Genomic DNA, 13311 nt, shown 5'->3' with positions numbered 1-13311 from the left:
CGCCGGCGAGCTGTAGCGCACGCCTGATTCGAGATCGACGAGGCAGGGCTTGCCCGGAAAGCCGAGGTGTCGTCGTCCTTAGGCATCGACTGTGAGCGATAACATGCCGTTCGTCAAGACGTAATGTGCTGGGAACATCTGCCACTGCCGGGCCGCGGATCTTGGGGCGAAACCTCTTGAACCGCATTCCCGCAGGCATCGCCCAAGATCCCAGGCGAGGACCACCGCCGAGCCCTTGAGGAGGCCTCGCGAGCGCGTTAACATCGACGGCTGCCCATTGCCGGCGGCTTGCTGGTGGCGCCGGTGAACTCAGCTTGACGGGTCGACCGGCAGGAGCGCCGGCGCGGCGACGGTCAGCCAACGACCGCCCGTGCGAGTCAAGGGCGCCCCTTGTCGTCCTTGCCCTCTCGGTACATCGCGAACAAACTTGCCTTGGCCGGCAGTCGGCTCCCACCAGCGCCGCGCACCCTCCGAATCGACCTTGACCCCGAGGAACGGTCGGTGGGCGATCTCCGGGTTCATCACCGCTTGGAGGCCCAGAAGACATAGACAGCGCCGTACGGCACGGCCACCGTCGCGCCGTCGGTGCAGGCGCCGGCCGGGGCGACGCCACCCGACGTCAGCAGACGGCTGATGTAGGCGACGTTGCTGAGAATGCCGGAGCCGGCACGGGTGTCCACCGTCAGCAGCAGCTCGGGGATGGTCCCCGCCCGTGGGCTCTCCGCGGTCTTCTTCGCCGTGATCAATGAGCCGTCCCGCTCGGACTGCCAGCTCGGGCCCTTGAAGTGATGGACCCGGCCGCCGGTGCCGATCAACTGGGCCTCCGGCACCGATGCGCCGGTGAACACGCCGCCAGCACATGTGTAGGTCTGCGTTCCGCGAGTGACGACGTACGCACCAACGGGGCGCGATCCCGCCGGTGGCTTGATTGTCGAGGCGATGCGCGGAATGTCGACCCGGCGTGCGTCGGCGCCCACAGCAGTTGGCGCGGCCACCTCGGCAGCGGACGCGTGCTGGGTCACCGCGCCGACCGCCGCCACAACACCGGCCATACCGACGACGGCAACCGCTCGGACCCGCGAGTGAAACGTGCTGAGCATGCGATTCCTCCGTTTCAGGCAGGCGCATCTACGCCCACTCGTCTCCTGCACGGACAGCATGCGTAGAACGATCAAAATCACGCCCGATTTGAACGACCATTCACCTGGCGGAGGTGCCGGTGGTCGGATCACCTGCGATCCGACCACCCGCCGCGACCGTACGAGCTATCGGCGGCTCCACTGCTGGTTGGTCTGGCCGGTGCAGGTCCAGAGGACGAGCTTCGTCCCGTTGCCGGTGCCCACGTTGTACGGGTCCAGGCAGAGGCCGGACTGCACGCCGGTGATGGTGCCGTTGGCGTTGACGTTCCACTGCTGGTTCGTTCCGCCGTGGCAGTCGTAGATGGTGACCAAAGTGCCCGGGGAGGTGCCGTAGCCGGCTGCGTCAAGGCACTTGTTGCCGTACACGGTCAGCGTCTTGCTGCTCGTGTAGGTCCACTGCTGATTGGTGCGGCCGTGACAGTCCCACAACTGCACCTGGGTGCCGTTGGTGGTGGAAGAGCCGGGGACGTCGACGCAGCGACCCGACAGGGCACCCACGATCGCAGAGGTCTGCCCGGTGCCGCTGCCCGGGTTGCCGATGCTGCCGGGCACCGACTGCAACGCGCTGTACCAGCGGGCAGCCATCTTGTCGTAGCCGCCGGACGTGGGGTGCACGCCGTCGATCAGGTCGGCGGTGGTGAGAGCGCTGTGCATGTCGACCAGGCGCACCCGCTTGCCGGCGTTCACCTTGCTCTGCACTATGCCGGGGATCGCCGCGTTGAAGGTTCGTGCGGCCGCCTCCTGGTTGCTGTTGGAGAGCGGGATGATCTGCGCGACGAACACCTCCGCGGTGGGAGCCGTGGTGGTGATTCGGTCGATCAGGGTGGAGAGCCGGTTCGGCGCGGTGCTCACGTTGTAGTTCTGCAGGATGTCGTTGGTCCCGATGTGCAGCAGGACGGTCTGCGGCCGCTGGGTGTTCAGCCAGCCGACGATGTTCGCGTCGATCTGGTCGATGCGCCAACCGGGATGTCCCTGGTGGTCGTGGTCACCCAGGCTGGCTGGCCCGTTGAACTGCGACCCGACGAAGTCCACCGTGTATCGACCGTTGACGAGGCGCTGCCAGAGCCCGATGCGGTACCCGCCAGGCACCTGGGTGCCCTCGGTGATGGAGTCGCCGAGAGGCATCACCCGCACCCCGCCGTTGGATTCCGCGTTGGCCGGGCCGATCGAGGTCAGCACCCCGGCGAGGACAACACCGAGTGCGGCGGTTGCCGCGAGCCATCTTGCCCTCGTTCGCATAGATTTCTCCCCTGCAGTGGTAGTGCTGACCGAGGAGTCAGGCCGTCGCGACCGCTGCCACATCGGCATGACGATGCCGTCGCAGCACTGGGACGGATTGTTAACGCTAACAGCGATTCCTGTAAATTCTTGCCGCTGATCTGGCCCACGTCAAGCACCAACAAGCCGGCCGAAACCAGCGCGATGCCTGCGGGACATGACGATGACGCATGACCATCAGGCTTGACGGAGATGCCAGACGCCAGGCTCATTCCGCGCCGTCGAGCATCTCCGTTGTCGCTCGACGTAGGCACCGCTCGTCAGCGCCGCTCGGGCGCGGCCGGACCGCCGCTTCCCGGCCTTGATGCCGTTGGCGGACGGCTCGCAATTTTCGGTCAGAACACAGGGCTCGGCCTTGCTGCTGTACCGCGTGAAAAAGGGCCGTCTCGGTTTCCCGAAACGACCCCTCATCTGCTGTGCGCCCGAAGGGACTCGAACCCCTAACCTTCTGATCCGTAGTCGGCACGAAAGAGCTCCCCTGACCTGCATGTATGCAAGTTTGCCCTGGTTTGTTATGTAGCAGTGTCGACGGAAAGTGACGCTAGACGACAGCTCCCTCCCCCACGGTGCCACCTGAGTGGCACGCATACATGCGAGTGTGTCGATAGCCACCATGCTTTCGCAACTGCCGCTGGTTGAGCTGGGTTTTGCCGTGTTGGCTAGGCGACCTCGGCCGCAGGGGCGGCGGTGTCTCGGACGGAGTTGAGGATCGTGATAAGGCGGTCGACATCGGCCGACGGGAAGATCGAGTCCGGCCCGTGCGGTGCAATGTCGCTGAACGGCGAGTCGTAGAGCCGCTCGGGCTCCATGACGCCGTTCTGAGTCAGGTGGACGATGATCAGGTTCACGAAGTTGATCTGGTTCGCGCTCAACGTGCGGCTAGTCAAGAACTCGCCGAACGCCTCGGTGGCGGCCTCCCTGTCGAGTCCGACCAACGAGCGGATGAACAAGCCGAGCCCGTGCGCCGAACGGCGGGCCTCGTCGATGTCGTCGGCGCCGCCGCCGCTAGCCGCGAGCATCCGCTCCAACTCGTCGAGGTCACTCGGGGAGAGCTGCTTGTTGCGGCGCAGCTTCTGCAACGCCAAGTGGTCCTCGTGGGCGCGTAGGTACACCCGGACCTTGGCGCGGAACCGCTCGAAGTCCGTGCCGACCTTGATGTCGTTCAGCGTGACAACGGAGATCTCGCCCAGTTCGTCGGTGAAGTCGGTGTAGACGATGGCCCTCTTGGACCTTTCGATCAGCTTGACCAGCCCGCGGATACGGCGGCGCATCAATTCCAGCATCGGCAGGGTGACGTCCGGCCACCACTCGTCGCCGGCCACCTCGTCGAGGAGCTGCTGCTGCTCGCGGACCGCCGGGATACTGGTCTGCTCCAGCAGCGTGGAGGCAATGTCTTGCACCTGGCGACGGAGCCGGTCGTAGGCGGGTTCCACGTCGAGTTGGCCGAGTTGCAGGCGCAGCACCATCAGGTCGAACCGCTTGGCGGCCTCGTCCTCGTCCTTGACGGCGGTGGGCAGGCCGGCGAGGTTGCCGCCGATTTCGTCGACGGCCTCGGGGGTAAGGCGGTGCCAGTGCTCGAAGTCGACGTAGTACTCCACCAAGCGCCGCTTCGGGCGGACGACGAAGTTGTCGAGGTGGATGTTCTCCACCCGGCGGTGAAGGTTGCGGACGAGGTCCCAGCGCAGCGCCGCCTCGCTCTGCGTTCCGTCGGTCTCCGCCTCAAGGCCGGCTTCGAAGGGAAGGCGCTGGTCGAGGCGGTAGATGAGTTCGAGCTGGGCCTTGAACAGCCGCTCAGTCAGCGACTCGCCCAGTTTGCCCTCTGCCGCCTTCGGGTTGTGGTTGAAGTACTCGAAGTTCTGGCAGAAGTCGAAGATGTAGAAGTTTTGCTTGTCCTGGCCGGGACCGTAGAGGTCCTTGCAGAGTCGGGTGCCGCGGCCGATCATTTGCCAGAACTTCGACTTCGACCGCACGATCTTGAAGAAGACCAGGTTGACGACCTCGGGCACGTCGATGCCGGTGTCGAGCATGTCCACCGAGATCGCGATGTGCGGGTTCTTCTCTTTCTCCGAGAAGTCGTCGATGAGGCTCTGGGCGTACTCGGTCTTGTGGGTGATGACCCGGGCGAGGTGGCCGCGGTGCATCGGGTACGCGAGGTCGAACCGCTTCTGGATAAAGTCGGCGTGAGCGTTGTTCTTGGCGAAGATGATGGTCTTGCCGATCCGGTCGCCGCCCGCGACGTGGTGGCCGTGGGTCATCACCGTCTCCAAGACCTTATCCACGGTGTCGGCGTTGAACAGCCATTTGTTGACCGCGTCCGGGTCGACGCTGTCCGGCGGCCCGTCGTCACCCCAGTCGAGGGCGTCCCAGGCGTCCTTCTCCTCCTCGGTGAGGTCGTCATAGCGGATGCCGTCGCGCTGGAACTTCAGCGGTACGGAAACCGCCCGCGGCGGGACGAGATAGCCCTCGTTGACCGCGTCGTCGAGGTCGTAGTGGTCGGTGGGTACGCCGTCTTCGAGGTTAAACAGGCTGTAGGTGTTGCGGTCGATCTCGTTGCGCGGGGTCGCGGTGAGCCCGACCAGGAGGCTGTCGAACCAGGAGAAGATTGCCCGGTACTTCTGGTAGACCGAGCGGTGCGCCTCGTCGATGATGACCAGGTCGAAGTAGCCGGGGCCGAAACGTCTCTCGCCGCTCGCGGTCTCGTTGATCAGGCCCATCATGGTGGGGTACGTCGAGACGTACACCCGGCCCTCGGTGTTCTTTTCGGTGACGAGGTTGACAGTGGCCACCTCAGGCAGGTGCGCCTTGAATGCGTTGACCGCCTGGTTGACCAGCGCGTTGCGGTCGGCGAGGAAGAGCACCCGCTTGACCCAGTTGGCACGCATCAGCAGGTCGACCAGGGCGATCACCGTACGGGTTTTGCCGGCGCCGGTGGCCATGACGACCAGGGCCTCCCGCTGCCGTCGCGTCTCGAACGCCTCGCCGATGGCCCGGATCGCCCGGTGCTGGTAATACCGCTCGACGATCTCCCGCTTGATGGGCATCCCCGCAAGCGGCTCGCTGGTCTCGCGGCGTTGGATCAGGAGCCGGAGCTCGTCCTTCGTGTAGAAGCCCAGCACCGGGCGCGGAGGATAGGCGGTGTCGTCCCACAGCCAGGTCTCATAGCCGTTGGTGTAAAAGACGACCGGGCGCTGGCCGTACCGCTGCTCCAGGCAGTCGGCGTACAGCTTGGCCTGCTGCTTGCCAATGGTGGCGTCCCGCCGGGTGCGCTTGGCCTCGACCACCGCGAGCGGCTTGCCGTCGTCACCCCACAGGACGTAGTCGACGTACCCGGTGCCCGTGGTGTTAGGCATGCCGGTGACCTCGAACTCTCGGTCCTCCGGGCGGTCGAGCCGCCAGCCAGCCTCCCGCAGCATGAGGTCGATGTAGAGGTCGCGGGTCTGCGCCTCGTCGTAATCGTGGTCGTCGGGGCGGGCCTCGTTGGCGGCCTTCGCGGCGGCGATCTCGGCGCGCAGCTTCGCCAACTCGGCGTCAAGGGTGGCGGACTTTTCGCGCTCGGCGGCCAGCGCCGCGTCCTGGGTGGCGAGCTTCTCGGCGAGTGCCTTGAGATCGGACTGGGTCTGTTGCCGGACCTGCGAGGGGACCGGCCGGGGGATCAGGTCCGGGTTGAAGGCGAGCGCGCTCGGCGGGACCTTCGCCTGGTCACGGATGTAGTGCCGGGCGATCCAGTACGTGATGTGGAATAGCTCGCGGAGGACCGGCACGGCCTCGCTCGGTGTCACCGGGGCGCTCTCGTGCACGGCTTTGTTGCCCTGCTTGCGGATGATATTCATCTTGACCTGGAGGCTGTTGCCCACCAAGTTGCGCAGCGACGGCTCGTGGATCATGGCCGACAGATCGTCCTTGTACGGCCTGGTGAGCGTGCTGTCAGCCTCAAAGAGCCAGGTGAGGGCGAGTTCGAGCGTGCGCCGGGCGTAGAAGCACGAAGCCCGCGGGTCGGCGACAGCCAGCCGCTCCGCCCGCAGGGCCTCGCCAAACAGTACGGGCCACTCAGCCCGCAGGAACGCGAAATTGCTCATTGAGCGCCATCTCCCCACAGTCGACAGCAGCCCTCGATCGTCTCACGTCAGAGCAACCCCCGGAAGGCCCGATCCTGCAACGACGCGAACAGCGCATCCAACTCCACTAAGCTCCGCCGGTACGGTGCCTTGAGTTGTTCCACCGCCTCGACGCGGCTGATGAACTCTCGCTGCACACCGATGGGCGGCAACAGGAGGGGGAACCGACGGAGCTGGGCCATGTTGATTGAAGCTATGCCTGTCGTCTGCTTGGCTGACCGCAGAAAGTACCGCTTCCCTTCATTGGACGATACAAGCCAGCTGAGGTAGACGGGGTTCACCATCTCTGGTCGCGTTACACGCACTCGGAAGATATGGTTTTGGTGAATTGCCTCCGGCAGCTCACCATTCCAGATCGATCCGCGGCCAAGCTTGTCTGGGTCCCCGCCCTCCGTGAGTAGAAGGTCGCCCTGGCGGAGCCGATACCGGTCGATCTCTGCTTCGGTTGCTTCAATTTGCTTCACAGTCGAGAGGTCTAGGCGCTTGTCCTGCACGTTCAGCACCGCGAGGTAGGGAACCGATCGAAGGGCTGCGGTGGGAGATTTACGTCCTTTCGTGATCCCCGAAGAAACGTCTGCCACGTCGGCTAGATGGAGCGAGTCGTTCCAGTCGTCTGCGTTGGATTTTCGGCTCTGAATCAGGTCGAGGAAGATGGACTGGGTGAGGTCGTTGAGGTGGGCGAGGGATTGGCGGCGCTTGGCGCGCAGCTCGTCCACCCGATCCAGCACCTCCGTAATCCTCCGCTGCTCCTCCAGATCCGGAACCGAAATCAGCAGCTCGCCGATGTCCTGCCTGTTGACCTGCTTGAATGTGGCTCCGCGGCCTTTTGCAGCCAGGTCTGGTGCAGCGACGGTAAGCCAATGCCACAGGAACCCACCGTCCAGCTCCGTTGAAGGCCGCAAGCCGGCGACGCCCCGTCCCAGGCAGTACTCGCCGTCGGACAGCACCTTCTCGCCGATGGACGCCCTGATACCAAGAATGATGTCGCCGGTTGCGGAGGTCTTGGTGGCCTCCCTGGTGTGCTTCTTCGCGGCAGGGCGACCGTTCGCGAAGTCACCCGCGCCCGCGATCAGTGGCCAACCTTCACCGTCATTGTTGTACGCATCCCCCGGCGGTGCCTGCCCCATCGTCACGGTGCATACGTCGTCCAATCTGCGAAGAACTTTGTTCACGCGAGCATCCCCTTCAGGCCGGACATGCCCTGCTGGATCTCGGCTTCGAGGCGTTCCAGGTCTTCCAGGATTTTCAACGGGGCCTGGTGCTCGACCTCCTCGTGGACGACCTCCTTGTAGCGGTTGAGGCTGAGGTCGTAGCCCTGCTCGACGATGTCGGTCTTGGGCACGCAGAAACTTTGCTCGGTCCGCGCCCGCTGCAACTCGTCGCCGTCCCGCCGGAACCACCGCGCCAAGGCGTCCGGAAGGTTGTTCCTGGAATGCTCGTCCTCGGCCAGCGCCACGTCCGGCACCGGCCCGAGCTTTTCGGCCGGCAGCAGCGGAGTCCGCTTGTCGTCGAGGCTCCAGCCGTCAGCGGTCACCTCGTAGAACCACACGTTGTCGGTGCCGCCGCTGTTTGTCTTGGTGAAGAGCAGAATCGCCGTGGAGACGCCCGAGTAGGGCTTGAAGGTGCCGCTTGGCAGCTTCACCACCCCGTCGAGCTTCTGGTCCTCGACCAGCATCCGACGCAGCTCCTTGTGCGCCTTGCTCGATCCGAAGAGGACGCCCTCCGGCACGATGACGGCCGCCCGGCCGCCTGGTTTGAGCAGCCGGAGGAAGAGGGCGAGGAAGAGCAGCTCGGTCTTCTTGGTCTTGACAACCCGCTGAAGATCCTTGGACGTGCTCTCGTAGTCGAGGCTGCCGGCGAACGGCGGGTTGGCCAGGATCAGCGAGTACTTCTCCGATTCCCTACTCACGTTCTCCGCCAGCGAGTCGCGGTAACGGATGTCTGGGTTCTCCACGCCGTGCAGCAACATGTTCATGCTGCCGATCCGCAGCATCGTGCTGTCGAAGTCGAAGCCGTGAAACATGCTCTCGTGGAAGTGCTTCCGCTGCACCGGGTCGACCAACGCGTTCGGATGGGTTCGGCGGACGTACTCGCCAGCTTCGACAAGGAAGCCCGCGGTTCCGCATGCGGGATCGCAGATCTCGTCGGTCGGTGTCGGCGCCATCATCTCGACCATCAGCTCGATGACGTGCCGTGACGTACGGAACTGTCCGTTGTGCCCGGCGGTGGCGATCTTGCTGAGCATGTACTCGTAGAGGTCGCCCTTGGTGTCCCGATCCTCCATCGGGATGTGGTCGAGCATGTCGACCACGCGGGCGAGCAGCGCCGGGTTGGGGATGGTGAACCGGGCATCCTGCATGTGATGCGAGTACGTCGACCCGTCCCCACCGAGCGTCCGCAAGAACGGAAACACCTGATGTGCGACGATCTTGAACATCGTCTCCGGGTCCCGGTCCTTGAACTCGGACCAGCGGAGTTCCTGCTGGTCCGGCTGGAACCTCAGCGTGACGGGGGCGTTCGGGAAGCGCTCCGCCTTCTTGCTCTCGCGCGACTCCATCTCGTCCAGGCGCTTGATGAAGAGCAGGTAGGTGATCTGCTCGATCACCTCCAACGGGTTCGAAATCCCACCCGACCAGAAGGCATCCCAGATGCGGTCGATCTTGCTCTTCAGCTCACCGGTGATCACGTAGCTTCGGTCCCCACCTGTCGTACTGCCAAGTTGACCTAGGTTAGTCCCGCCACCCCACCGGGCGGGATCGGGCGTTGGGCCGAAGGGCTCCGCGTGCCGGACACAGCGTCCAGCCAGGCCATGTCGAGTGCTAACGGATGAGAATGGGCCGCGTGTCGCCGTAAGACCAGGGCGCAGACCTGGAGGGCCGGACGACAGGCCAAGCCTTCACCAGAGGGACCCGTAGGCGACTCTCCGTGACGATCAACTAAAACCAGCGTCAGCTGTGCCACCCAAGTGGCACGCGAAAATGCCCTCCGGTCGATGTCCGGAAGGCATTTTCCCTGCTCAGTGTGTGCGCCCGAAGGGACTCGAACCCCTAACCTTCTGATCCGTAGTCAGATGCTCTATCCATTGAGCTACGGGCGCTTGTGCTCAGCCAGTGTACACACCCGGCTTTCGCGCGGAGACTCCGGGATTCGAACCCGGGAGGGGCTTTAAGACCCCAACCGCATTAGCAGTGCGGCGCCATAGACCAGACTAGGCGAAGTCTCCCTGGTGATCCTCAGACCACCGCGCCCGAGGATACAGGTCGCCACCCACCGGGAGCAAAACGACTTCCGGGGTACGCCCACGCGACCCGCCCGCCCACCGTGTTTCCACGCTGTGCGCCGGCGTGATCGGGACTACGCTCCATCGATATGCAGGAGCAGCCGCCCAGCGAGTCGACCCGTCGAGAGCCTGCTGAACGAGCGCGTCGGCGCTCCCCACGGGCCACCTTCCGGCCGCCCATCGTGGCCGAGGAGCCCGCCGAGGTGGTGGAGCCTGAGGCGTCGGCACCGCCGGCAGCCACCCCGGCGACCCAGCGTCCTCGACGGGCCAAGGCCGCCCCGGCGGTGCTCTTCCAACCACCGGAGCCGGATCGCCCCCTGCCTCGACAGCCTCGGCGCGCATCGGCCGAACTGACCACCGACACCAGCGCGGAGCAGCCGGAGCACGCGGAGCAGCCGACCGGCGACCAACCGAGCCCAGCAACCGGCCTCGCATCGACACCGCCGAAGGCTCGGACCGCCCCTGTTCGCAGGGCTGCCTCTCGGCAGGCGGCCGACACGCCCGCCGAGGTGACCCCGGCCACGCCGGCACCCCGCAAGCGCGCCGCAAAACCCACCAAGGCCGCGAGCACCTCCGAAGCGCAGAGCACCACAGCCGCGAACACCACCGGCGAGGCGAGCACCATCACGCCAACGGCCCCGGCCAAAGCCGCAAAGACGACCAAGCGCGCGGCCACCCCACGAAAGAGCACCACGCCGACCAGGAGCACCCCGCCGACAGAGCCCGCCCCCGCCGAGCGGCAGGTGCCACCGGCAGCACCCGTCGTGCAACAGGCTGAGCCGGCTCTGCCGCGTACCCCGGAATCGGAGCTGCGCGCGGTCGCCGCGCGCGTGCTCGACCACCCTGGCTTCGCACCGGAGCTGTTGGCTCTGGCCGCGGTGCGGGCGTTCGGGCCCGGCGCGGCCGGGTGGGCCGCTGGGTTGCGCGCCCGTTATCCGGACGCCTCGGCGGACGGCCTGGCCCGGTTGGCAGCCCGGCGGTTCGTCCGCTCGGCGGGTGCGGGTGGGGCCACCGCCGCGCTGGCCGGCTTCTTCGCGCCGCTGGCCGAGTTGGCGGCGGTGCTGTGGACGCACTCGGAGCTGGTGCTGCACCTGGCCGCGGCGTACGGCGAGGATCCGACGCATCCCGACCGGGCCGTCGACCTGCTGGTGCTGACCCAGGTGCACCCGGATCGGGCGAGCGCGGCGGCGGCCCTGGCCGCCGCCGAGGCGGCGGGTGACCCGATCGAGGGGGCGTGGCCGCGGGCGGCGGAGGCGGCTTGGCGGCTGGCCGCGCCGCTCACGGCCCAGGCCGGTGGTTGGGTGGCGTTGCGGCTGGTGGCCCGGTTACTGCCGGGGGCGGCGGTGCTCGCGGCGGCGTTGGGTGACTCGGCGGCGGCCGACCGGCTCGCGGCCCGAGCGGTGGCCGTCTACCGACCCGACCGGCGCTGACGGGTCAGAGCCAGTCGAACCATTCCCGGGGCAGCAGCGCGTAGCCGACGAAGGCGAACACGTCGAGCAGGGTGTGCGCGATGATCAGCGGCATCACCCGCCGTGTGCGCAGGTAGAAGAGGCTGAACACGACGCCCATGATCGCGTTGCCGACGAACGCGCCGAAGCCCTGGTACAGGTGGTACGAGCCGCGCAGCAGCGCGCTGGCCGCGATGATCGCGGCCAGCCGCCACTGGAGCTGGCGCAGCCGGGTGACCAGGTAAACGACCACGATCACCTCTTCCAGCACGGCGTTCTGCACGGCTGCGAGGATCAACACCGGAACCGTCCACCAGACGTCCGGCAGCGCGGCCGGCACCAGCGTTGCGTTGAGGCCCAGGTGGGCCGCCACCCAGAACAGCGCCAGCCCGGGTAGGCCGATCAGCGCCGCCAGGCCGGCGCCGCGCGCCACGTCCTGACCGGGCCGCCGGGCGTCCAGGCCGAGGGTCCGCGCCGGGTCGCCGGGGTCACGGCTGAGCAGGTGCACGGCGAGCAGCACCGGCAGCAGCGCGAACACGATGCCGAGCAGCTGGTACGTGAGGTCCAGCCAGGGGCGGGCCGACGCCGAGGTGTTCAGCGAGGCGGTCTGCTTGGAGAGCGGACCGTCGGCGGTCAACTTCGCGATGATCGAGACCGCCGCGTAGATCGCGGACTGGCCGAGGGAGAGGCCGAGGACCAGCAGCGTCTCGGTGCCCAGCAGTCGGCGGGACACCGGGCGGGTCAGCTCAACGGTCACCGCACCACTCTGCCCGACGTACGGCAACCGGGACACGGCCGACCGGCCACCATGAGCCGATCGCACATTCTGTGCGACCGGTCGACACTCTCCGTGGAGATTCTATGGGCGCCCGATCCGTTGCCGTCTGGAGAAGGAGCGTCCGTGGACAACCTCGCGCGGTTGCTGAAGGAGAGCTGGACCCTGGTCGAGGACGACCGGGTCCGGCTGAGCGGTCACTTCTACGCTCGGCTGTTCCTGCTCGACCCCGCCCTGCGGCAACTCTTCCCGGTGCAGATGACCGGCCAGGGCGACCGCCTACTCGAAGCGATCATCACGGCGATCCACACTGTCGACGACCCGGAGAGCTTCGACGAGTTCCTCCGGGCGCTGGGCCGCGACCATCGCAAGTACCACGTCGACGAGCGGCACTACGCCACGATGGGCGTCGCACTGCTGGACGCACTGCGCAGCACCGCCGGCGACGGCTGGAACCTGGAGTACGACCAGGCGTGGCGGGAGGCGTACGCGGCGATCGCCGCCCTGATGGTGGCCGGCGCCGCCTCGGACGACGACCCGCCGTTCTGGCACGCCGAGGTGCTGACCCACGAGCGGTACGGCCCGGACACCGCCGTGCTGACCTGCCGGGCGTTGCAGCATCCGCTGCGTTGGCAGGCGGGGCAGTACGTGAGCCTGGAGGTGCCGCGCTACCACCCCCGGGTGTGGCGCAACTACTCGGTGGCGAACGCCCCGAACGACGACAACGTGCTGGAGTTCCACGTGCGGTCTCCGGGGGCCGGCTGGGTGTCCGGCGCCCTGGTGCGGCGGGTACGGCCCGGTGACCTGCTCCGCCTGGCGGCGCCGATGGGGTCGATGACCCTGGACCGCGCCTCGGAACGGGACATCCTCTGCGTGGCTGGCGGCGTCGGGCTGGCGCCGATCAAGGCGCTGGTGGAGGAGTTGGCCACCTTCAACCGGACCCGGTGGGTGCACGTCTTCTACGGCGCACGGCAGGCGGCCGACCTGTACGGCCTGGACGGGTTGCAGGAGTTGGTGGCCGTGCACCCATGGTTGTCGGTCACCGCGGCGTGCAGTGAGGATCCGGACTTCGACGGCGAGCAGGGCGAGATCCCGGAGGTCGTGGCCCGGTACGGCCCGTGGACCACGCACGACTGCTTCGTCTCCGGTGCCGCCCGGATGGTCCGGTCCACCCTGCGGGTGCTCGCCGCGGACAACGTGCCGCCGCCGCACATCCGCTACGACACCTTCGGTGACCTCTAGACGTTCCTCCCCCCACACCGGGGCGCGTGCCCCT

At 66.7% G+C, this 13311-nt stretch carries 8 protein-coding genes and 2 tRNA genes; 2 read left to right on the top strand and 8 right to left on the bottom strand.

The genetic code is table 11. The features are described 5' to 3' along the window. Nucleotides 1-521: 521 nt before the first annotated feature. The 7 genes from ACIA47_RS11315 to ACIA47_RS11285 all read right to left on the bottom strand — a co-directional run bounded on the left by ACIA47_RS11315 (nt 522) and on the right by ACIA47_RS11285 (nt 9755). A complete protein-coding gene (locus ACIA47_RS11315) occupies nt 522-1247 on the bottom strand; it encodes a DUF3455 domain-containing protein (protein WP_396707282.1) in 726 nt (241 codons plus the stop codon). Between the two features lie 18 nt (nt 1248-1265). Beyond that, entirely contained in the window at nt 1266-2378 is a 1113-nt protein-coding gene (locus ACIA47_RS11310) for a ricin-type beta-trefoil lectin domain protein (RefSeq protein WP_396707280.1), read from the bottom strand. A gap of 698 nt (nt 2379-3076) precedes the next feature. After that, nucleotides 3077-6493, bottom strand: a complete 3417-nt coding sequence (locus ACIA47_RS11305) for a DEAD/DEAH box helicase family protein (RefSeq protein ID WP_396707278.1) — start codon at nt 6491-6493, stop codon at nt 3077-3079. 47 nt (nt 6494-6540) lie between these two features. Further along, complete coding sequence (locus ACIA47_RS11300) at nt 6541-7704, bottom strand: restriction endonuclease subunit S (RefSeq protein ID WP_396707276.1); 1164 nt, start codon at nt 7702-7704, stop codon at nt 6541-6543. Beyond that, nucleotides 7701-9218 (bottom strand): N-6 DNA methylase, encoded by a 1518-nt coding sequence (locus ACIA47_RS11295; protein WP_396707274.1) that lies wholly within the window; start codon nt 9216-9218, stop codon nt 7701-7703. Before ACIA47_RS11295 ends, ACIA47_RS11300 begins: the two co-directional genes overlap by 4 nt. A 338-nt stretch (nt 9219-9556) precedes the next feature. Then, nucleotides 9557-9629: transfer RNA gene (locus ACIA47_RS11290), tRNA-Arg, on the bottom strand. 35 nt (nt 9630-9664) lie between these two features. Next, nucleotides 9665-9755: transfer RNA gene (locus tag ACIA47_RS11285), tRNA-Ser, on the bottom strand. 146 nt (nt 9756-9901) lie between these two features. Here ACIA47_RS11285 and ACIA47_RS11280 point away from each other — a divergent pair. Next, nucleotides 9902-11242, top strand: coding sequence for a hypothetical protein (locus ACIA47_RS11280; RefSeq protein WP_396707272.1), 1341 nt, complete (start codon nt 9902-9904; stop codon nt 11240-11242). 4 nt (nt 11243-11246) lie between these two features. On the opposite strand, the gene ACIA47_RS11275 is transcribed toward ACIA47_RS11280, so the two are convergent. Continuing rightward, nucleotides 11247-12017, bottom strand: coding sequence for a CPBP family intramembrane glutamic endopeptidase (locus ACIA47_RS11275; RefSeq protein ID WP_396707270.1), 771 nt, complete (start codon nt 12015-12017; stop codon nt 11247-11249). Nucleotides 12018-12161: 144 nt separating this feature from the next. On the opposite strand from ACIA47_RS11275, the gene ACIA47_RS11270 reads away from it, so the two are divergent. Continuing rightward, a complete protein-coding gene (locus tag ACIA47_RS11270) occupies nt 12162-13277 on the top strand; it encodes a globin domain-containing protein (protein WP_396707268.1) in 1116 nt (371 codons plus the stop codon). The last annotated feature ends 34 nt before the right edge of the window (nt 13278-13311 follow it).

It is taken from the genome of Micromonospora sp. NPDC051227 (assembly GCF_044455385.1).
In the GTDB taxonomy this organism is placed as follows: domain Bacteria; phylum Actinomycetota; class Actinomycetes; order Mycobacteriales; family Micromonosporaceae; genus Micromonospora.
This window is presented reverse-complemented; position numbering and strand designations above follow the sequence as displayed.